This window comes from Rhodanobacter sp. UC4438_H5, from assembly GCF_052978405.1.
On the sequence record NZ_CM129672.1, the window covers coordinates 701,539 to 721,441 of the forward strand.

The following is a 19,903-nucleotide window of genomic DNA, read 5'->3' on the forward strand; positions in this document are numbered from 1 at the left end:
ATGACCGCCGATCACTTCGCCCACCTCGACCAATTCGGCGCCGACCTGTGGAAGCTGGCCGACCAGCTACGCGCCAACTCGGGGCTGGCCTCCAACGAATACTTCATGCCCATCCTGGGCTTGCTGTTCCTGCGCCACGCCACCAACCGCTACTACGCCGCGCGCGAGGCCATCGCCGCCGATCAGGCGGGCGGCAGCATGCCCAAGCGCCCGCTGCGCGATGCCGATTTCACCCAGCGCCGCGCCATGAACCTGCCCGAGGCCGCGCGCTACGACGTGATCCTCAACCAGCACAAGGACGGCAGCCTCGGCCACCCCGACGGCAAGCAGCAACGCGGCAACCACGGCTGGGACGACATCAAGGACACCCCCACCGGCACCACCATCGAGCAAACCGTCGCCGACGACATCCTCGCCAATGGCCCCACCAAAAAAGTCCGCCGCTACGAAGCCCCCTTCACTTTGGCCAACCGCGAAACCGACTACCGCATCGCGTGGGGATTTTTTGCACAACCAGCCGGGAAAGCCATGAATGTCGCCGTCCAGAACGGGAGACCTTCATGACGACCCATCCGTTTGTCGAGCCGCGCGCGCGCCTCATCGAATGGGTGCGCCATCAGCTGGTGGGCGCGTCGCGGGCGCGCGGTTCGGAGGGATCGGATCTCCGCGGCGTGCTGCCAACCGAACGCTTCCCGTGCGGGGCGATCTATCCTGTGTCTTCGTCGGGCGAAGGCATCGATCCGGCAGGGGATGAAGTGGAGGATGCCGAGGCCGCTGCGGGAGCCTCGGGTGAAAGTAATGCCGAACCGGCCATCGTGCGCCGCTACATTCCGCCGTCCTCGCTGGGCTTTTCCTTCTTCATCAAGGGAGGGCGCATCGAGCTGCAACTGTTGTGTTCGGCTGTTCGATATGAACGCACGGAGCGCGATGAGCGCGGACGGTACAAAAACGAATGGACCCGAAAGGTGTTGGTTTCAGAAGCCGACAGCGAGGAAGTTGTCAACGTCACCTGCCCAGACAAGGAACAACATCAAAGCCACGGGGTGCTGGCGGATCGTGCGCGGCTCGACACCATCTGGCGGCCCTTCGCCGATGGGTGGATCGTCACCGTCACGCTCTGCAATACGCAGGTGGTTGCCGACGATACGCGCGAATTCGCATTCGAGCGGGCAGAGAAAACGCTGTTCGAAGCCAACCTCAGGTGCGTGATCGACGCGGGCCACGTGAGCGAGTATCCACGGGTGGATCGCAGCCTGCTTGATGACGAAGAACAGGAAATCGAACTCCAGTACGCTGAGCAGCGCATCCATGCCATCGGGCACGGCTGCGCAGCCGACTGGGTGGTAGCCGATGGCAAGGTGACCGCGCTGCGCACACAGACCGTGCCTGTCTTGGAAGTGCCGCAGATGACCGCCGACACGGGCTCGGGCGGGGACGCGGCATTGTCCTTGGCGGTGCTGTCGCGCCTTGGCGATTGCCCAGACCCGCTTGCGTCCGAGTTGCCTGCTTTCGTGAATGGCTACGCCGTTTGGGCAGGCCGACAGAGGGAGGTGCTTTCCGGGTTGTTGGAGGATGATCGCGCGGCAGGGGAACGCATCTGCCAGCGCATTGAAACGACCGTCAAGCGCATGCGGCATGGTTTGGCGCTGTTGGGCATGGATGTGCAAGTTCGGCTGGCCTTTGCCCTGGCCAATCGCGCCATGCTTGATCAGATGCGACAGCATGACGTCGTGCAAGGCAAGCTGCGTGGTGATGATGCCTATCGCTGGCGCCCGTTCCAGTTAGCCTTCCTGCTCACCGTACTCGAGTCCGCCACCGATCCCGACAGCGAGGACCGCGATACGGTGGATCTCATCTGGTTTCCGACCGGCGGCGGCAAGACCGAGGCATATCTCGGGTTGATCGCCTTCCAGATCGCGTTGCGGCGGTTGCGGCATCCCGATACCGGTGGCGGCACCTGCGTGCTGATGCGCTACACCCTGCGGCTTTTGACCCGCGACCAGTACCTGCGTGCATCGCGTCTTATATGCGCGCTGGAACGGATTCGACGCGAGCGCAATGACCTCGGGACGGAGCCGATCAGTATCGGGCTATGGGTGGGCAAGGCCACCAGCCCGAACACGTTCGCAGAAGCCGCAAAGCGTGTAGCCGAGGCCCGCGCGAGCGGCGACTTGCCGGCGCTGGTGCTCGACCGCTGCCCGTGGTGCGGGCAAGGGTTCGATCCACACACCAGCTACCAGGCCACCGAGCGGCAGTTCGGCTTTCGTTGTGGCAACCCGCAATGCGAGCTTGAGGGATCCTTGCCGTGCAACGTGGTGGACGAGGCGCTCTATGCCAACCCACCGACCATGCTGGTTGCCACCGTGGACAAGTTTGCGCGGCTGGCCTGGGAGGAGCGCGCCGGCGCGTTTTTTGGTGGTGCGCAGTGCCTTCCCCCCGAGCTCATCATCCAGGATGAGCTGCACCTGATCGCCAGCGCACTGGGCTCGGTGGCCGGGCTCTATGAGGCTGGGCTGGATACCGTGCTGCGGCTGCGCGGCATCTATCCCAAGTACGTTGCCTCCACGGCCACGATCCGCATGGCGACGCAACAGGTTCGTCGGCTATACGGGCGCGCGGTGTCCGTGTTTCCGCCGCCCGGATTGAGTCGCGACGATTCGTACTTTGCCCGTACCGTGCCACTGACGCAGCGCCCGGGGCGCATGTACATCGGTTACATGGCTCCCATGCTCAATCGCCAGAAGTGTCTGGCTCCGCTTGCGGCCGCCATGTTGCTGGCACCCCATGCCTTGTTCAAGAACGAGCAAGAGCGAGACGCGCTGCTCGATGCATGGTGGACGATGGTCGTGTACCACGGCAGCTTGAAGGGGGTCGGCAACAGCCACACCGCGTTCGTGAGCGACGTCGGCGAGTTCATGCGCTTGCTGAACCCCCAGTCAGATGCACGCAACCAGACAAGCATTGCGCAGTTGACCAGTCTGCAGACGGCCGAGGAAAACAGCGCAATCTTTACCCGGCTTGCACTGCAGCGGGATGCGGACGGATGCCTAGATGTGGTGCTGGCTACCAACATGGTCTCGGTGGGCTTGGACGTTGGGCGCCTTGCACTGATGACGATCAACGGCCAACCACTAACCACCGCCGAGTACATCCAGGCCAGCAGCCGGGTTGGCCGCAGCGACGTGCCCGGCGTCGTGTTCGTGAACTACTACCGGGACCAGGCGCGCAGCCTCTCGCATTACGAGAGTTTTCGCCCGTTCCACGAAGCCTTCTATCGGTTTGTCGAGCCGACCAGCGTGACGCCTTACACCTACCAGGCGCGCCTGCGCGCACTGCACGCAGCGCTGGTGATCGTTATGCGCCACGCACGCATCGGTCTCGCCGGCAACGACGCCGCAGCGCAGTTCGATCCCACCCATGCTGCCGTGGACAAAGCCATTCGGGAGTTAAAACGACGTTGTAGCCAATCCGCCGTCAACCAAGGCCAGAAAGCAGAGATCGAGGCACATATCGATAGCTTGGTGGCCGCCTGGCGAAATGAAGTGGAGCGGTGCCGTGATTCGAGGCGCGCCCTGCATTATCAGGTGCCGGGCAACGACAATGCAGCGGACAGATTGCTCTACAACCACGATGATCGAATCAGGGGACTTTGGCCAACCTTGCAATCCCTGCGCAATGTCGAAAACTCGGCACTTCTCAAGGTACTTTAAGTCATGTCGAATCATCTGATCCCGATTCGCCTGTCGCACTTGCTTGCACACAGCGGGGTTGGCGCCATCGTGCGCGGCCCCGACGACTTGGTAGTTGTTCGTGATACTCGGCAGTGGACGGATAGGTTAGGGCAGCCCGGGGGCAACGTTATCCCCTATGTGGAGCGTGTTCGCGCGGCACTGGGAGTCACCGAAGTTCTCCGGGAGCCTCCCGTGGCGCGGGAGGGCGCACATGGTCAGGTGGACGGTGTTTGCGTGCCGGTATCGCGCTTTCCGGCATGGGCGCGTTGCCCGAACTGCGGCGCGCTCTACCTGAATCCATGGCGGGTAGACGGTGACGAATCGCCGCGATGCGATCGGCAGGCGTGCGGGAGGAGACCTAAACTTGTGCAGGTGACATGGGTGCTGGCCGACCCGGCTGGCTATCTCGCCGAAGTGCCTTGGCATTATCTGGTCCACAAGGACGTCCGTTCACCGGAGCAACGGGGATGCAACGTCAAGGACAGGCTGCGACTGGTTGAAACCGGAGCGTCACGATCCTTGCGTTGCGATGCCTGCCGAGCCGAAGCACTATTTCGTGGCGATGAACGTCTGGGTTTCGGAACGGGTCGCCAACAACCCTGGACGAATGATGACATGGCACTCGCCAGGGAGCTGCCGAATGCCGGGCCCGATCACCTTGCGCAGGTACTGGCGATCAATGACACACGCGTCTACTCGCCTGCCTGGGCGCTTGCACTGGTGATCCCGCCCGAGTCACGCGTACGCAAAGGGACGGCCGTGGACCGCCTGTACCGCAGTACCCAGGATCGTCGGACCATCGACGCCGCGCGGGCGCCTTTGGCAAGGAGGGCAGCGATCCGACAGATCGCAGAAGCCTATCGCTGCACGTCGGAAGAGGTCGAATCGGCCATGCTGGATATCGATCAAGGCTACCCTTCGTACGATGCGGTCTTCACTCCCGGACAGTTGCGGGAAAGCGAGTTCGATGCGTTTTTGGAGACTCTGGCCGATCAGCGGCCCGATGAGGATCTGGTCACGCATGACCAGACCGAAGCTTGGCAGGCATTGGCCTGTGACGAGACAACTGGCGAAGAAATGCGTCAGCTCGTTCGTGGGGTGAAGCGCATGGTGCGCGTGGGTCGGCTAAAGGCTGTGAAGGTGTTCAAGGGATTCAGTCGCCTCAACGGAGAGAACGTTGTACCGCCGGACATCGTGGGCAGCTCCGACTGGTTGCCGGCTGTCGAGCTCTATGGCGAAGGCATCTTCATCGTACTCGACGAGGACCGGCTCTCACGTTGGGGTGATGACGAGGCGGTCAACTTGCGGCTGCGGCAATTGCTCCCTCGCTTCATCCAATCCGGCCTGGATGCGCCCAATCCACTGACAGCCCGTTTCCTGTTGCTGCATACGTTGTCGCACCTGCTGATGCGTCAGATCGAAGCGGAAGGCGGATACCCTGCTGCGTCACTGACAGAAGTCATCTACTGCGCGGAAGCGCCCAAGCCGATGGCCGGGATACTGATCCATGTCGCGGTTCCGGATATCGCAGGTTCTCTGGGGGGGCTGGCCGAAATTGCGGAGCCGCGCCGCTTTCTAGGCATCCTTGTGCGTGCGCTGGAACATGCCCGCTGGTGTTCGCTAGATCCGGTATGCAGCGAGCACGAAGGCCAGGGGCCAGGTCTCCTCAATCGTGCAGCCTGCCATGCTTGCGCACTGGTCCCCGAGCCTGCCTGCGAATACGGCAATACCTTGCTGGATCGCGTGTTCGTCAAGGGTATGGATGGTGGCGTCCCCGCGTTCTTCCGGATGTCCTAGACATGCCCGTCGATCGGACCCGCCGATTTACCCTGCCGAACGCCCAAGACCTGAGCAAGGATCAGGATGCGGCACTAGCCCTGCCGCTGGACGGGCAGCATTTGATCGTGGGAGGGCCCGGAACCGGCAAGTCGGTCGTCGCGCTACTCCGTGTGCGACGCTTGGCGGCCGAGAATGCGAACTATCGCTTTCTCGCATACAACAAACTCCTAGATCAATCGAGTCGGCATTTGTTCGGAGACGACTTGAAGGCGTTCACTCTTGAAACGTGGTTTCGCAAACTTTGGAAGGCACTTTTCAAGGAGCGTGTGCCGCTTCTGCAACCTGATCGGCCCGGTGCGTATCAGGCTATCAATTGGCAGAGTGTCACTGACCGCCTTCAGACCGACGACCTTCCACCACACTCGTTTGCTCTTCCTCTTCTGGTCATCGACGAAGGACAGGACATGCCACCGGCGTTCTATAACGCGCTGGCCAATCTCGGGTTTGAGCACTTCTACGTCGTCGCCGACCAGAACCAGCAGATTCATCCCGACAGGTGTAGCGCTCGGCGGGATATCGAGAATGCTTTGGATATTGCCCATGCAGACACTAAGGAGTTGCTTGCCAACTATCGCAATACCCGTCCCATCGCCCAGTTGGCGCTACATTTCTATCCGGGCGACCCAGCCAGCCCGAAGCCCGACCTCCCTCCGCCGAAACCGGGTGCCTTGACGCCCGAGCTGTGGAGGTACGGCGATGGAGAGGCGTGGACGCTTGAAGGTATTGCAGAACTCATCCTGCAGACCGCGGACCGCAACCCGAGGAAATTGGTAGGGATCATCTGTCCAAACAACCGTATTCGCGAGAAGTTCGTGAGCGCGCTCAATGGCATGAACCCCGCACTCGATCACGACAAGCCGCAGATCGGGACCTTCGTTTCGGGGCAACAGGAGGCTTTGGATTTCGGTCAGGGCGGGATCACGGTGATCAACGCCCAAGCTTGCAAAGGCCTGGAATTCGATACCGCCATCCTGGCGGATATCGATGAACATCTACCCCGGAACAATCCAGACGTGCTGAAGAAGAGGTTCTACGTGATGGTGGCGCGCGCACGCGATCAGATCATCCTTCTGCGCACCGGAAATCCAATGCCGGCCATCGATGATCTCTTACCGCAAGATCAGGCCGTCTTGGCCAGGAAATAAACATGACCACGCGCAAGAAAGTGACAGATCCAGCAAAGCCGCCGGCCAAGCGGACACGCAAGAAGGCAACACCGGAATCAGCGGTAGAGCCAAACCGGCAGCCGGACCTGTTAGGAGCAATCGCGCCAGCCGAATCGACCGAATCTGGGCCCGGAACGCCGCCTGAGGCCCCGGATAGCGAAGCTGAGCAACTCCTCGACCCGGCGCCTGATCGCCTGGAGCCACCGGACCCTTCCATGCAACATCCGGCATCGCCGCCTGCCCTTGAGGAACCGGAGCTAGTCCTTGCAGGGAATTCTGTTCCTTCGGGCGCAGCGGCTTCCGGCCTGGAGCAGGTCGACGTCGCTGCACTAACCTGGCTATTGGCGACGAATCACCTGAACCTGCTTCATATGCTGGCCGCGGGCATGGTCATGGGCCCGGCAGGCTTTGCGGGCAAGCATTATCGTGATCCATCCAGCGAGGTGCCTGGCCTGATTCCCATCTTTCGCGACGGAGTTCCGGAGGCTGCGGTACAGCAGGCCGTCAGTGAGCAAAAGCACTTGCGCGCCTGTATCGCCGAGATCGATCTCGCGAGGCTCGCCGGGCCGGTTCGATTGGTCTCGCGCAATGGCGAGGTTTCCTCCGGGACGTTACCTTTGAGCATCGACTCTGAGACGGGTGCGCTGATTGTGCCGGCACCCTTGCCAATGGCCTTGGCGACACGCTTGGTGTTTCGTTCACCAGCAGACCGCAAGGAGTTCGAAGCGTCCGCACGCAATTTCGCCAACATCGACTTGGCTGGCCTGAGCATTGAGGTGGGCGAGGAATTCTTTTCCTCGGCCGCGCCCATGATCTGGCCCTTGCCCAGACAACCACAAGGCGCCACTCAAGTAGTGGTCGATCAGCCGCCAGCACGCGGAGAGGCTATCGGGGGCGTGCTGGCCATGCTGTACCAGCTTGCGAACCGAAGTGACCTGTGTTGCTCGGTTTATCGCATAGCCAGCGGTGCCGGCACTGCCGACGATTGCGACGCAGTCCAACGCGATGCTGTATTGGCAGAGCTTGCGCAATGGATTGAATCCGGAAGCCCGCGTCCGGAAAGTCCGGTGCAGGCACGGCTGTTCTGGGGTGCGGTACAGGCATTAGTCGATGCACGGCTTAGCGGATCGGCAGAAAGGCCTGTCGACATTGTCCTTGCCTTTCTGGATGACCAGCTCGCCGCACTGCAAGAAGTGCGTTATCAACCCCGACTGGGGCGACTGATCTCCGACATGCGCAGCACGTTCGGTTTAGGCGGCGGCACGATTAGCCAGTTGTTCGAAAGTCACAAGGGAACGCTGTCGCGCCCGTTGTTGCTGTTCTGTCTTCGCGAACACTGCGTGGATCTACTGGAATTCTCGCACCCAGACCTGAATGACGAAGAGCTCGTGCTTGCAGCGGTCCTGTTCGGAGCCCGTGATGGTTGGATTGGATTGCCTGTTGCGTTGCGGACTCCAAAAGGGCTTTCGCGATTCGTGGGACAGAGGATGTTCGAAGCCGAATGCAGTCAGCGTGGCGCCTGGCTCTCGCTGGATCAGACGCCGCCCCGACCGATGCCTCTTCGTGAACTGCTCATTGGGAGCGGAGGTGCCTGGAGCGAGGCGCGCAATACATCACTGGCGAAGGTAGTCGGCCGGATTGGATGGCAAGACTGCATCGTTTCCCGTATTCGTTTGTCGCCAGGGCAGTATCGTCTGAACGTTTCTGCCGATGGCATCGAGGTTGTCGTTCGAGGGGACATCAGGCCGCCGATCGTCGAGATCGACAGAGCTGGCCTCCTGAAGAAGATCTCCCAATGGCCACCAATGCCCAATGACGTCGAAAGTGAAGTGAGAGCGGCACTGGATTCCAGGGGCTGATCATGAGAATGATCCCAAGTCAGCCGCTGGATACTCGAAGCCGGGCGGAGCTGCAAGTTTTCGACCAGTTACGTGCATGCTTTTCTGGAGCAGATCAGCATGGCTGGTTCGCCATGCATTCGCTCAATCTGCCGCAACATGAATACAAGCGCTTTGGTGAAATCGACTTCGTTGTTTGCGGGCCAGGTGGCGTGTTCGTATTGGAAGTCAAAGGTGGCCGCGTATCCTGCCACGATGGTGTCTGGGAGACACAGAATCGCCATGGGAACATTGACCGCCTTGCGGAATCACCATTCCGGCAGGTCGAAGGCGCACTCCATGGTTTGCGGAAGAAACTGCCAGCCGAGCTAGCATCCGCCTTCGTCTTTGGGTATGCGGTAATCATGCCGGATGTGGGAGGTCTGCCCGAAAGTGCCGAATGGGATAGGGCGGTTCTCGCAGATGCCAGGAACTTTCGCGAGTTTGAGCATTGGCTGAAGAAATTGATTTCCCATTGGCGCAGCAAGGACAGGAACGACTCGAAGGCGAGCCCAGAGCAATTGCGCAGGCTGCAGCAGTTCATGCGCCCTGAGTTCGAGGCGGTGATGCCATTGCATGCATCGGCGCATGCGACCGAAGTGCGCATTGCTCAGCTGACCGAGGATCAGCTTCGATACATTGACGTCGTCGAAGCCAACGATCGCGTCATTTGTTCGGGGGGAGCCGGGACAGGAAAGACGATGCTGGCGCTGGAACTTGCCAAGCGTTGGAGCGCTGCTGGTATGAAGGTTGCTCTGACCTGCCACTCCCCGTGGCTCAAGACCTATCTTGAGAATGCCGCTACACCCGGGGTTACGGTGTCACTGGCAAACTCCGCTCCCGTCACCGCGAGGCGCGCCGGTATAGAAGTGTTTGATGCCCTGATCGTTGATGAAGGCCAGGACGTGCTGAATATGGATGCTTTGGAGCGCCTGGACAGTGTTCTGCGTGGCGGGCTTGATGGCGGTCGTTGGAGCTTCTTCCACGATGCAAATAATCAATCCGGGCTGTGCGGCGAATATCAGCCGGATGCCTACGAGTATCTTGCGGCTCTTGGCGCTGTCTGCATTCCATTGAAAACCAACTGTCGCAACTCGTTGCCCATCCTGGCGCGGGTGCAGAAGGCGCTCGACGCAGATGTAGGTGCGTCTGCTGTTGGGAATGGCCCTCCGGTGCGTGAGATAACGGTTGCCGGCAGGGAGGATGCCGCCGTCGCGTTGCACAACGAGTTGCTGAAACTGATCAATGACGAAGGCTTAAGCCCCTCAGATATCGTTATTCTGTCGCCAGAGACCTATTCGCAGTCTTGCGCGGCATTGATGCCGGAACATGCGGGGGTGCACGTTGCGGTACTGGATGCCTACTCTCCCCGAGGTGCTGGCAATGGCGCTATCGGTTTCGCGCAGATCGAGAGCTTCAAGGGGTTGGAAAGTTCAGTTGTATGGCTGGTCGACATGTGTGCTCCGAGCATGAAGTCCCCCTTGCGGTCATCGCACTATGTGGGAATGACCAGGGCACGCGCCCTGCTTGGAATGATCCACGTCGATCCACACGGGGGATGACGGTTGCCCGTGCGCGCTTCGCGCCCGCTACATTGCAAAGGCCATCAACACGATCGGATCGACGGGCGGGGACTGCTCCCAGCGGCTTCCGCGGCTCTGCGGTCGGGATGCAAGTACACAGTTCAAATACTGACTCGATCTGCCGCACAAGTTCCTATCGTTCTGGGCAGGAAGCCTTCACCGCTCGCCATGCACCGTGGCTGGCGCAATTGCCGCGCGTCCGCCATCCCATTCGCTCTTGAGGCGCTGGAAGAACTCCGGTTCGACGCGGTGGCGGTGTTCCGCCAGCGTGTCGCTCATGACCTGGCTGATGCGCTCGATCACGCGCTCGGGCGATCGCACGTGGCACAGGGTCTTGCCGAAGTCGAGCAGGGTTTCGCGGCTGGGATAGTGTTTGCTCCTGGCGAGTTTCAGCGCCAGCGTGCGGTCGGCGTACAGGGCGCCGGTACGCGGGTTGATGTCGTCGTGGCGGCAGTGGTCACCATGTCGTAGAGCGGCGCCAGGCGTGGCCGCTCGGCCTGCGGATGGGCGTAGAGCAAGCCGAAGTCTTTCTGGTGGGCGTCGCCGTTGCGCGCGGCAAGGGACAGCACGAGGTAGTTGGACCGCTCCGGGTCACTGCGGGGCAATTTGGGCCTCGTCAGCGACTAGTCGGCGCGACGATCTCATTCACACAAATACCGCCAAAAGTACCGTCAGATACCGTTGGATTCCCTGCGATCCTAATGAGACCGATTGAAAACCCTTCAGGCATGAAAAAGCCCGCTGTTATGCGGGCTTCGGGTGTTTCGTGGGTCTCGGTGATGTTGCCTGAAACCCTCAATTGGTACCGGTGAGAGGACTCGAACCTCCACTGTGTCACCACAAGCGGATTTTGAGTCCGCCGCGTCTACCATTCCGCCACACCGGCATGCGTGAGCGGGGAATTATGCCGGGTTCAGTGCACGCGGTCGAGACCCAACTGGCGCACGTCGCGGCCGTACCAGCGGTCTTCGGGCAGTGGCTGGAATACCGAGCAGCGAACCATCGGGCCGGAGTAGACGTGCAGGCTCACGGTGACGGCGTCGTCGCTGGGGTTGCGGATGCTGTGGTATTCGTGCGGCGGGATCAGGCTGCCGGCGGAGCCGGTGCCGGCCTGGATCGAGCCGACTGCCTGGAAGCAGTAGCGTTGCGCATCGTGTTCCAGCAGTTCGTACTGCACGATCTCCAGCGCGCCGTTCCAGACGCCCTCGACGCACCACATGCCATCGTGGTCGTGGATCGGCGTGCCCTGGCCCGGCCCCCAGGTCATCGCCACCACGCAGTAGCCGTGGTCTTCGCTGCGGTACAGCTCGCGGCGCGCGTAGTGCTCCGGGTTGGCCTCGAACACGCATTCGGGCAGGCGCACTGCCTGCTCGCGGATCAGCCGGCACAGGCTCTGGCGCAGGCTGTCGGTGAGTTCGTGGGTGGTGGGTTTGGCCACGGCGGCGTCGATCGCGTCGATCAGGGTGCGGCTGCCGGGGAAATCCAGGGTGAGCATGGCGGTCTCGGATGGGCGAGTGGCGGCCAGAGTCTACCAGCGCGGCGATGGCGCGGCCGCCAGGCGGTTCAGGAATCCGCCGATGGCGGGGCTGTAGTGCTCGATGTCGACCAGGAAGGCATCGTGGCCCTGGGGCGAATCCAGCGCCACGAATTCCACCCTGGCGCCGGCGGCCTGCAGGCCTTCGGCGATCTGCTCCTGCTGCTGCAGCGGAAACAGGATGTCGGTGCTCACGCCGATCACCATGGCCTGTTCGATGCAGATGCGCTTGAGGCCTTCCTGCACGCTGCCGTGGCCGTACTCGGCGATGTCGAACCAGTCGCTGGCGCGCGACAGGTACAGGTAGCAGTTCGGATCGAAGGTACGCACGAAACGCCTGGCGTGGCCTTCGAGATAGGACTCCACCTGGAACTCGCGGCCGAACGGTTCGTCCTCGCGCTGCTCCGGATCGAGCCGGATGCGCGCGAAGCGGCCGTTCCATTCCATCGCGGAGCGGTAGGTGATCACGCCCAGCTTGCGCGCGATGCTCATGCCGATGTCGGGGTAGTTGGCGTCGTCATAGGCGCCTTCGTTCCAGTGCCGGTCGAGGCGGATGGCCTCGCGCTGCAGGGAGCGGATCGCGATGGCGAACGGCTGCGCCTGCGGTGCGGTATCCACGCTGATGTGCGCGCGCACGCTGCCCGGGTGCAACAGCATGTAGGCCAGCGCGCTCATGCCGCCCATCGAGCAGCCGATCAGGCAGGCCAGCTGCGTGATGCCGAGGCTGGCGACCACGGCGTGCGCGGCATTGGCCACGTCTTCCAGCGCCAGCTCGGGAAAGCTCAGCCGATAGGGCTCGCCCGTGGCAGGGTCGAGCGACGCCGGACAGGTGGAGCCCTTGTCGCTGCCCAGCGAGTTCACGCAGATCGCGAACCAGCGATCCGTGTCGATCGCCTTGCCGGGGCCGGCCATGTCCTGCCACCAGCCGGGCGACGGGTCTTCATCGCACGAGGTCATGTGTGCACTGGGCGACAACCCGGTGAGCACCAGCACTGCGTTGTCGCGCGCTGCATTCAGCGTGCCCCAGGTTTCGTAGGCGACGTGCGCGCCGTGCAGTTCGCCGCCGCGCTTCATCGGAAAAGGCGAGGGCAGGCTCAGATAGCGGCGCGCGTCGCCCATGGTCAGTGCACCTTGTCGATCGTGATGGCGACCGGCGTCTTGCGCGCGACGTCGACCACGCCGGCATCGCCTTCGAGGTCGCCGGGCGCGGCGGTGGGCTGGCCGTCGTGGCTGATCCGCGCGCCGACGAAAACCCGTGCCACCGACGACAGCTTGAACGCGGGCGTCATCGCCATGGCGTCGTTGAGAGTGACCGTGGCGGGCAGCTTGACCGGCTCGATCCGGGCCACCGCCAGCGGCATCGGCGGGCCATCCGGCGCGCGCGCGTAGACATAGAGCACGTCGCCCTTGGCCAGCTTGCCCTGCAGCGACGGCGCCAGGGTGACGGTGACCCGCAACGAAGCACCTGCCGGCACAGCCGCTGCGGCGCTGCCGGAGGCACCGGCCGGTGCGCCGCCGGCGCGGGCGTCGGCGATGGCGATCTGTTCGGCGACGGACTTCGCCACGCTGGAGCCGGGTTCGAGCTGCGGTTGCAGCAGGCGCCAGGTGGCGGCAGCGTTGCGGTAGTCGCCGCGCTGGAAGTCGCTGATGCCGAGCAGCCACAGCCCGCGCTGGTTGTCCGGGTGCTGCTTCACCGCACGCTGCAGCAGCTCGCGGGCGCGGCCTTCGATCTGGTGGTCGGCGCGCAGCATCGAATCGCTTTCGGCCCAGCCCACCATCGCCTCGGCGTTGTTGGCATCGAGCTTCAGCACGTGGTCCCACGCATCGCGCGCGTCGCCTGGCTGGCGCATCATCGCGCTGGTCTGTGCCAGCAGCATCCAGCCTTGCTGATCGTCGGGCTGCTGCGCCAGGTGCTCGCGCAGCTGGGCGATCGCCTGCGGCAGGCTGATCGGCGTCTGCGCCTGCGCAGAGACCCCGTTGAGTGCCGCCGGCGTGCCGACCTTGAGGTAGAGCACGCCGGCACCCAGCGGCAGCAGCAGGGCGATGGACAGGCTGAGCACGAACACGCTGCGAGCGCGGCCGGAGCGGCGTCCCTCGCGCACCAGGGGCACCAGCAGGGCAGCCAGCGCCAGCGCGACCATCAGCGCGGCCACCACGATAAAGGCGATTTTCACCAATCTTCCCCGTTGTCGGCGCTGTCGCCGACGGTCTTTGTGTCAACGCCTTCGCGCCTGCGTTTGCGGATCGCCACCAGCACCACGCCGGCGCCGGCCAGCAGAATCGCCAGCGGCCCGAACCAGAGCAGCACGGTGCCCGGCTTCAGCGGCGGGTCGTACAGGATGTAATTCGAATAGCGCGCGACCAGGTACTGCTTGATCTCGTCGTCGCTCTTGCCTTGTTGCATCAGCTTGAAGATCTGGTTGCGCAGGTCGCGGGCGATCGGCGCATTGGAATCGGCCAGCGTCTCGTTCTGGCACATCGGGCAACGCAGCTGGTGGGTGAGATGCTGGAAACGCAGCTCCTGCGCGTGATCCGTGAACGGCATCGGCTCGATCGCCTGCGCGTGGGCGATGCCCGCGCACGTCAGCAGCGCGATGAAGAACGCGAACAGCAACCCGCGGGCTGGCGATGCCCGATTCCCGATGCCCGGTTTCACGGCGTCTCCTTCAGCATCGCGGCGATCGCCGGCTTGACCTTGGTCGCCAGCACGTCCGGGGTGATCGGCCCGATGTGCTTGAAGCGGATCACGCCCTTCGCGTCGACCAGGAAGCTTTCCGGCGCGCCGTAGACGCCGAAGTCGATCGCGGTCTGGCCGGACTCGTCGGCGATCAGCAACGCGTATGGGCTGCCGTGCGCCGCCAGCCAGGCCTTGGCGTCGGCCGGCGCATCCTTGTAGTTGTAGCCGACCAGCTTCACCCCAAGGCTCGGCGCTGCGGCGGTCAGCACGGGGTGTTCCACGCCGCACTCGATGCACCAGCTGGCGAACACGTTGAGTAGGTAGGGCTGGCCGAGCAGGTCGGCCTTGCTCACCGTCTGCGTCGGCTCGTACAGCTTGGGCAGGTTGAACGCGGGCGCGGGCTTGTTCAGCAGCGGCGTGGGGATCGCGTTCGGATCGTGGCGCGTGTTCCACCAGATGCCGAACCCGAACAGGCCCACCAGCAGCATGAAACCGATGAACGGCAGCAGGCGATTCATGCGCGGGTTTCCTGTGGCTGCAGGTCCAGCGAAGCGGTGGCATCAGCCGTGCGCTTGAGACGGAATCGCTTGTCTGCGGCGCAGACGAAACCACCCAGCATCATCAGCAAGCCGCCACCCCAGATCCAGCGCACGAATGGCTTGTAGTAGAGGCGCAGCGCCCACGCGCCTTCGATGTTGCCGGCGTCCATCGGCTCGCCCAGCGCCACGTACAGGTCGCGGAACACGCCGGCGTCGACCGCCGACTCAGTCTGCACCTGACCGCGCGGGTAGGTGCGCTTCTGCGGGTGCATGACCGCAATCTGCTTGTCGTCGCGGGTCACCGTGATCACGCCCTGGTCGGCTTTCCAGTTCGGGCCGGTGGTGCGGTGCACGCCATCGAAGCGGAAATCGTAACCGCTGATGTGCTGCGTTTCGCCCGGCGCCATGCGCACGTCGCGGGTCACGCTGAGCGATTCGGTCAGCAGCACGCCGGCGACGAACACCCCCACGCCAAGATGCGCCAGCAGCATGCCGGCCATCTCGCCCGGATAACGGCGGCCGCGCGGCACGTCGCGCCAGCGCTTGTAGGCATACAGCAGCACGCCCACGCCCAGCCACACCAGCGCCGCGACGCCGACGATCGCCTTGAGCTTGCCGTCGACGAAGAACGCCGCCACGATCGCGCAGGCCGCCGCGGCAACGCCGACGCGCAGCAGGATCTGCTTCAGCAGCGGCGATTCGCCCTTGCCCCAGCGCAGGAACGGCCCGAACGGCATCAGCAGCACGACCGGCAACATCAGCAGGGGGAACAGGAAGCCGAAATACGGCGGGCCGACCGAGATCCGGCCCAGGTTCAGCGCGTCGCCGATCAGCGGGAACAGCGTGCCCAGCAACACCATCGCCGCAGCCACCGCGAACATCAGATTGCCGATCAACAGCACGGTTTCGCGCGACAGCAGCTGGAACGCCTTGCCGCCGGCCACCTTGGGCGCCCGCAACGCGTACAGCAACAGCGAGCCGCCGACCACGATGGTGAGGAAGATCAGGATGAACACGCCGCGGCGCGGATCGGAGGCGAACGCGTGCACCGAGGTCAGCACGCCCGAGCGCACCAGGAAGGTGCCCAGCAGGGACAGCGAGAACGCGAAGATCGAGAGCAGGATCGTCCACGCGCGCAGCGAGCCGCGCTTCTCGGTCACCGCCTGCGCATGGATCAATGCCGCGCCGACCAGCCACGGCATGAAGCTGGCGTTTTCCACCGGGTCCCAGAACCACCAGCCGCCCCAGCCCAGCTCCGCATACGCCCACCAGCTGCCGGCGACGATGCCCAGGGTGAGGAAGGCCCAGGCCACGTTGGTCCACGGTCGCGCCCAGCGCACCCACGCCTGTTCCAGCTCGCCGCCGAGCAGGCCGGCGATGGCAAACGCGAAGGCCACGGAGAAGCCGACGTAGCCGGTGTAGAGCACCGGCGGGTGGAAGGCCATGCCGGGGTCCTGCAGCACCGGGTTGAGATCCGCGCCGTCGCCGGGCATCGGCAGCAGCCGGCCGAACGGGTCGGAGGTAAACACGATGAAGGCGAGAAAGCCCACCGCGATCAATCCCATCACCGCGAGCACGCGCGAGGCGAACACTTCGGGCAGCTTGTAACTGAACGCGGCCAGCGCCACCGTCCACACGTTGAGGATGAAGATCCACAACAGCAGCGAACCCTCGTGCGCGCCCCACACCGCGGCGATGCGGTAGTACCACGGCAGCTCCAGGTTGGAGTTGTCGGCTACGTACTGCACCGAGAAATCGAAATGCAGGAACGCCCAAACCAGGATGCCGAAGGCGAACGCCACGAACACCGCCTGGCCCGCCGCCGCGGGCCGTGCCACCGCCATCAGCGCGCGATTGCCGCGCCACGCTCCGATCAGCGGCAGCACCCCCTGCGCCAGGGCGAGCAGCAGGGCGAGAATCAGTGCAAGTTGGCCGAGTTCGGGGGTCATGGGTTTGAGCCGGGAATAGGGAATAGGGAGTGGGGAATAGGTGAAAGCGAGGCACCACGCAGTTTCGGCGCGTTTCGGTGCAGCAATTGACAGCAGGGAATGGTGTGCACGGCTTTTCCGATTCCCTATTCTCGATTCCCTATTCCCGGCTTCTCGGCATGCGCCTTGGCCATCGCGTCCTTCAGTTCCTTGGGCATGTAGGTTTCGTCGTGCTTGGCCAGCACTTCGGTGGCGACGAAGCGGGCGCCGGCCATGTGGCCGGTGGCAATCACCGACTGGTTGTCGCGGAACAGGTCCGGGAGGATGCCGGTGTACTCCACCGGCATCGCGCCGCCGGCGTCGACCACGGTGAAGGTGACCTTGAGCGAATCGCTGGAGCGCTGGATCGAGCCGGCCTTGACCATGCCGCCGAGGCGAAAGGTCTTGTAGCCGCTGGCCTGGCCGGACTGCACCTGGCTCGGCGTGAGCAGGTAGTTCATGTTGTTCTGCAGCGCCACCACCACCAGCACGGTGGCTAGCGTGGCCGCGGCGAGGATCAGCAAGACGATGATGAGGCGGCGCTTGCGGGTGGGGTTCATGGGCATGGCAGGTCTGTGCCGGTCAGGCGGACGGCGTGGAAGGAGGTGAATGACGTTGCTGACGGGCACTCTGACGGGCCAGTCGCGCGCGAAGTTCCCGCAGCACGCGGTGGCGGCGCAGTCCCGGCGCGAGGCTGTCCGCAACCAGCACGATGAAGAACACCGCGTAGGCTGGCCACACGTAGGCGGCGTAGCCGCCCATCCTGAAGAAGGCGGCGGCCTCGCCGCCCGCGGCGAAAAATTGCTGCAGCGCGCTCATCGGTCGGCCTCCTCTTCGGCAATCTTGCGTACCCAGTCCTTGCCGCCTTCCATGTCCAGCAGGTCGGTGCGCGCACGGCGGAACAGGCTGCCGGCGTAGTAGAACTTGGTCGCCAGGGTCATCGTCAGCAGCGGCCACAGCATGTCCCACGCCATCTTCGACTGGCCGAACACGTTGACCGTGCTGCCCTGGTGCAAGGTGTTCCACCAGTTCACCGAGAAGTGCACGATCGGCACGTTGATGACGCCGATGATGGCCAGGAAGCCGGCGGCGCGCGCGCCCTGGCGGCGATCCTCGAACGCGTGGTACAGGCCGATGACGCCGAGATACAGGAACAGCAGCACCAGCTCGGAGGTCAGCCGCGCGTCCCAGGTCCACCAGGTGCCCCACATCGGCTTGCCCCACAACGAGCCGGTGACCAGGGTGATGAAGGTGAACGCCGCGCCGATCGGCGCCGATTGCATCGCCACCACCTCGGCCAGCTTGATCCGCCACACCAGCGCGACGAACGAGGCCACGCCCATCACCGCGTAGATGAACATGCTCATCCACGCACTGGGCACGTGGATGAAGATGATCCGGTAGGCGTCGCCCTGCTGGTAGTCGGCGGGCGCCAGCACCAGGCCGCCGTACAGCGCGACCGCGCCCAGCAGCAGCGCCAGCGCCATCGCCCACGGCTGCAGCGCGCCGGCGAAGCGGTAGAACGTCGGCGGCGAGCCGAGCTTGTGCAACCAGAGCGGAATCCAGTCAGACATCATGCGTCCAGGGCAATGCGAAGGGCGGCCGCGCAGGCCAGCGGCGCCAGCACCACGGCGAGCACCAGGGCGGCAGCCAGCCAGGCGATCGGTGCCAGCCACGGCAGCCCCTGTTGGGCGGCAGCCACCGCGCCGGCGGCGAAGATCACGGCCGGCACGCACAAAGGCAGCAGCATCAAGGCGAGCAGCATACCAGAGCGCCGCGTGCCGGCCGTCAGCGCCACCAGCACGGCACCGAGCAGGCTGAGCAGCGGCGTGGCCAGCAGCAGCGCCAGCAGCAGTACCGGAATCACCGCGCCGGGCAGGTGCAGCATCGCCGCCAGCAGCGGCGCGATCACGATCAGCGGCAGCGCGGTAGCCAGCCAGTGGGCGAGGATCTTCATGCCCAGCAGCAGCGCCAGCGGCTGCGGGGACAGCACCAGTTGTTCCAGCGAACCGTCCTCGATGTCGCTGGCGAACATCGCATCCAGCGCCAGCAGCATCGCCAGCAACACGGTGACCAGCACCACGCCGCCGGCAATCCGCTGCAGCAGGGTGTCTTCCGGGCCCAGCGCGAACGGAAACAGCGTGGCCACGATCACCGCGTACAGCACCGGCATGGCGATGTCGCCGCGGCGACGCCAGGCGAGCGCGAGATCGCGCCGCAGCATCGCGGCGCAGGCGGTGCCGAGGCCCGGCCGGTTCATCGTCGTGCTCCTCCCTCTGCTTGTCCCAAAGGGATTTCCTTCGGTCGCAGGGGAGCGAGTTCACGCATGGGGTTCCCGGCCTCAATCATGCATGCGAATCCGTCGCGGTTCGCCGCCGTGGAAACTCACGGTGCCGTGGCTGGTGACCATCGCCGCGCCACCGGCGTCGGTGTGGCCTTCCAGCAACTCGTTGACCAGCGCGATGCCGATGCGGTCGAGGTTGGCGTAGGGCTCGTCGAGCAGCCACAGCGTGGCCGGCAGCAGCAGCAGGCGCGCCAGCGCGGCGCGCTTCTTCTGGCCGGCGGACAAGCGCCGCACCGGCTCGTCCTCGTAGCCGCGCAGGCCGATCCGGGCCAGCACGGAGGCAGCGTTGGCGCCCTCGCGGCAGCCATGCAGGCTGGCCGCCACGCGCAGGTTCTCGCGCGGGCTGAAGTCCGCCTTCAATCCCAACTGGTGGCCGAGAAACAGGATGTCGCCGGCGGTGGCGTCGCGCTGCAGCGGCGCGCCGCGCCAGCGCAGTTCCCCTTCGCCGACATGCAGCAGGCCGGCCAGCATGCGCAGCAAGGTGGTCTTGCCGCTGCCGTTGTCGCCCTCGATCAGGGCCAGCTCGCCCGCGTGCAACCGGAAATCCAGCGGTGCGAACACCGGTTCGTCCTGGCGACGAAAACTCAAGCCCCGTGCTTCGAGCAGGGGCGCGGCGGCGGGCGTGGCGGTCATCTCCGTGATTGTC

19 protein-coding genes and 1 tRNA gene are annotated in these 19,903 nt (G+C 64.1%); 6 read left to right on the top strand and 14 right to left on the bottom strand.

Features of this window, described 5'->3' with window-relative positions; translation table 11 throughout:
• The 6 genes from ACVCL9_RS03125 to ACVCL9_RS03150 are packed head-to-tail and all read left to right on the top strand — an operon-like array spanning window position 1 to window position 10,175.
• Window positions 1-564 (top strand): type I restriction-modification system subunit M N-terminal domain-containing protein, encoded by a 564-nt coding sequence (locus ACVCL9_RS03125; RefSeq protein ID WP_447099155.1) that lies wholly within the window; start codon window positions 1-3, stop codon window positions 562-564.
• A complete protein-coding gene (locus tag ACVCL9_RS03130) occupies window positions 561-3,710 on the top strand; it encodes a helicase-related protein (RefSeq protein WP_447099154.1) in 3,150 nt (1,049 codons plus the stop codon). The genes ACVCL9_RS03125 and ACVCL9_RS03130 overlap by 4 nt, the downstream gene beginning before the upstream one ends.
• 3 nt (window positions 3,711-3,713) lie before the next feature.
• Window positions 3,714-5,528 (top strand): DrmB family protein, encoded by a 1,815-nt coding sequence (gene drmB / locus ACVCL9_RS03135; RefSeq protein ID WP_447099153.1) that lies wholly within the window; start codon window positions 3,714-3,716, stop codon window positions 5,526-5,528.
• Window positions 5,529-5,530: 2 nt separating this feature from the next.
• A complete protein-coding gene (locus ACVCL9_RS03140; RefSeq protein WP_447099152.1) occupies window positions 5,531-6,715 on the top strand; it encodes an ATP-binding domain-containing protein in 1,185 nt (394 codons plus the stop codon).
• A 2-nt stretch (window positions 6,716-6,717) separates the two neighbouring features.
• Complete coding sequence (locus ACVCL9_RS03145) at window positions 6,718-8,595, top strand: hypothetical protein (protein ID WP_447099151.1); 1,878 nt, start codon at window positions 6,718-6,720, stop codon at window positions 8,593-8,595.
• Between the two features lie 2 nt (window positions 8,596-8,597).
• Entirely contained in the window at window positions 8,598-10,175 is a 1,578-nt protein-coding gene (locus ACVCL9_RS03150; protein ID WP_447099150.1) for an NERD domain-containing protein, read from the top strand.
• Window positions 10,176-10,352: 177 nt separating this feature from the next.
• On the opposite strand, the gene ACVCL9_RS03155 is transcribed toward ACVCL9_RS03150, so the two are convergent.
• The 14 genes from ACVCL9_RS03155 to ccmA all read right to left on the bottom strand — a co-directional run bounded on the left by ACVCL9_RS03155 (window position 10,353) and on the right by ccmA (window position 19,890).
• A complete protein-coding gene (locus ACVCL9_RS03155) occupies window positions 10,353-10,517 on the bottom strand; it encodes a hypothetical protein (RefSeq protein ID WP_447099149.1) in 165 nt (54 codons plus the stop codon).
• 68 nt (window positions 10,518-10,585) lie between these two features.
• Window positions 10,586-10,801 (bottom strand): HipA domain-containing protein, encoded by a 216-nt coding sequence (locus ACVCL9_RS03160; RefSeq protein WP_447099148.1) that lies wholly within the window; start codon window positions 10,799-10,801, stop codon window positions 10,586-10,588.
• Between the two features lie 195 nt (window positions 10,802-10,996).
• A tRNA-Leu gene (locus ACVCL9_RS03165) sits at window positions 10,997-11,082 on the bottom strand.
• Window positions 11,083-11,109: 27 nt separating this feature from the next.
• The gene (locus tag ACVCL9_RS03170) at window positions 11,110-11,691 is read right to left on the bottom strand and encodes a cysteine dioxygenase family protein (RefSeq protein ID WP_395117880.1); all 582 of its coding nucleotides are present in this window, start codon (window positions 11,689-11,691) and stop codon (window positions 11,110-11,112) included.
• 33 nt (window positions 11,692-11,724) lie between these two features.
• Complete coding sequence (gene metX, locus ACVCL9_RS03175) at window positions 11,725-12,849, bottom strand: homoserine O-acetyltransferase MetX (protein WP_447099147.1); 1,125 nt, start codon at window positions 12,847-12,849, stop codon at window positions 11,725-11,727.
• Between the two features lie 2 nt (window positions 12,850-12,851).
• Window positions 12,852-13,904, bottom strand: coding sequence for a tetratricopeptide repeat protein (locus tag ACVCL9_RS03180; RefSeq protein WP_447099146.1), 1,053 nt, complete (start codon window positions 13,902-13,904; stop codon window positions 12,852-12,854).
• A complete protein-coding gene (locus tag ACVCL9_RS03185; protein WP_395121372.1) occupies window positions 13,901-14,326 on the bottom strand; it encodes a cytochrome c-type biogenesis protein in 426 nt (141 codons plus the stop codon). The genes ACVCL9_RS03180 and ACVCL9_RS03185 overlap by 4 nt, the downstream gene beginning before the upstream one ends.
• 56 nt (window positions 14,327-14,382) lie before the next feature.
• Window positions 14,383-14,925, bottom strand: coding sequence for a DsbE family thiol:disulfide interchange protein (locus ACVCL9_RS03190; protein ID WP_447099145.1), 543 nt, complete (start codon window positions 14,923-14,925; stop codon window positions 14,383-14,385).
• Complete coding sequence (locus ACVCL9_RS03195; protein ID WP_447099144.1) at window positions 14,922-16,895, bottom strand: heme lyase CcmF/NrfE family subunit; 1,974 nt, start codon at window positions 16,893-16,895, stop codon at window positions 14,922-14,924. Before ACVCL9_RS03195 ends, ACVCL9_RS03190 begins: the two co-directional genes overlap by 4 nt.
• A 125-nt stretch (window positions 16,896-17,020) precedes the next feature.
• Window positions 17,021-17,473 (bottom strand): cytochrome c maturation protein CcmE, encoded by a 453-nt coding sequence (gene ccmE / locus ACVCL9_RS03200; protein WP_447099466.1) that lies wholly within the window; start codon window positions 17,471-17,473, stop codon window positions 17,021-17,023.
• A 22-nt stretch (window positions 17,474-17,495) separates the two neighbouring features.
• Window positions 17,496-17,732, bottom strand: a complete 237-nt coding sequence (gene ccmD / locus ACVCL9_RS03205; RefSeq protein ID WP_395117890.1) for a heme exporter protein CcmD — start codon at window positions 17,730-17,732, stop codon at window positions 17,496-17,498.
• The gene (locus ACVCL9_RS03210; RefSeq protein WP_447099143.1) at window positions 17,729-18,487 is read right to left on the bottom strand and encodes a heme ABC transporter permease; all 759 of its coding nucleotides are present in this window, start codon (window positions 18,485-18,487) and stop codon (window positions 17,729-17,731) included. Before ACVCL9_RS03210 ends, ccmD begins: the two co-directional genes overlap by 4 nt.
• Window positions 18,487-19,173 (bottom strand): heme exporter protein CcmB, encoded by a 687-nt coding sequence (gene ccmB, locus ACVCL9_RS03215; RefSeq protein WP_447099142.1) that lies wholly within the window; start codon window positions 19,171-19,173, stop codon window positions 18,487-18,489. Before ccmB ends, ACVCL9_RS03210 begins: the two co-directional genes overlap by 1 nt.
• Window positions 19,174-19,254: 81 nt before the next feature.
• Complete coding sequence (ccmA, locus tag ACVCL9_RS03220) at window positions 19,255-19,890, bottom strand: cytochrome c biogenesis heme-transporting ATPase CcmA (RefSeq protein ID WP_447099141.1); 636 nt, start codon at window positions 19,888-19,890, stop codon at window positions 19,255-19,257.
• Window positions 19,891-19,903 lie beyond the last annotated feature (13 nt).

What these genes read in the sequence shown, in the direction of transcription:
- ACVCL9_RS03125 (WP_447099155.1), top strand. Translation starts at nt 1, where the DNA reads ATGACCGCCGATCACTTCGCCCACCTCGACCAATTCGGCGCCGACCTG.
- ACVCL9_RS03130 (WP_447099154.1), top strand. Translation starts at nt 561, where the DNA reads ATGACGACCCATCCGTTTGTCGAGCCGCGCGCGCGCCTCATCGAATGG.
- drmB (WP_447099153.1), top strand. Translation starts at nt 3,714, where the DNA reads ATGTCGAATCATCTGATCCCGATTCGCCTGTCGCACTTGCTTGCACAC.
- ACVCL9_RS03140 (WP_447099152.1), top strand. Translation starts at nt 5,531, where the DNA reads ATGCCCGTCGATCGGACCCGCCGATTTACCCTGCCGAACGCCCAAGAC.
- ACVCL9_RS03145 (WP_447099151.1), top strand. Translation starts at nt 6,718, where the DNA reads ATGACCACGCGCAAGAAAGTGACAGATCCAGCAAAGCCGCCGGCCAAG.
- ACVCL9_RS03150 (WP_447099150.1), top strand. Translation starts at nt 8,598, where the DNA reads ATGAGAATGATCCCAAGTCAGCCGCTGGATACTCGAAGCCGGGCGGAG.
- ACVCL9_RS03170 (WP_395117880.1), bottom strand. Translation starts at nt 11,691, where the DNA reads ATGCTCACCCTGGATTTCCCCGGCAGCCGCACCCTGATCGACGCGATC.
- metX (WP_447099147.1), bottom strand. Translation starts at nt 12,849, where the DNA reads ATGGGCGACGCGCGCCGCTATCTGAGCCTGCCCTCGCCTTTTCCGATG.
- ACVCL9_RS03190 (WP_447099145.1), bottom strand. Translation starts at nt 14,925, where the DNA reads ATGAATCGCCTGCTGCCGTTCATCGGTTTCATGCTGCTGGTGGGCCTG.
- ACVCL9_RS03195 (WP_447099144.1), bottom strand. Translation starts at nt 16,895, where the DNA reads ATGACCCCCGAACTCGGCCAACTTGCACTGATTCTCGCCCTGCTGCTC.
- ccmE (WP_447099466.1), bottom strand. Translation starts at nt 17,473, where the DNA reads ATGAACCCCACCCGCAAGCGCCGCCTCATCATCGTCTTGCTGATCCTC.
- ccmD (WP_395117890.1), bottom strand. Translation starts at nt 17,732, where the DNA reads ATGAGCGCGCTGCAGCAATTTTTCGCCGCGGGCGGCGAGGCCGCCGCC.
- ACVCL9_RS03210 (WP_447099143.1), bottom strand. Translation starts at nt 18,487, where the DNA reads ATGTCTGACTGGATTCCGCTCTGGTTGCACAAGCTCGGCTCGCCGCCG.
- ccmB (WP_447099142.1), bottom strand. Translation starts at nt 19,173, where the DNA reads ATGAACCGGCCGGGCCTCGGCACCGCCTGCGCCGCGATGCTGCGGCGC.
- ccmA (WP_447099141.1), bottom strand. Translation starts at nt 19,890, where the DNA reads ATGACCGCCACGCCCGCCGCCGCGCCCCTGCTCGAAGCACGGGGCTTG.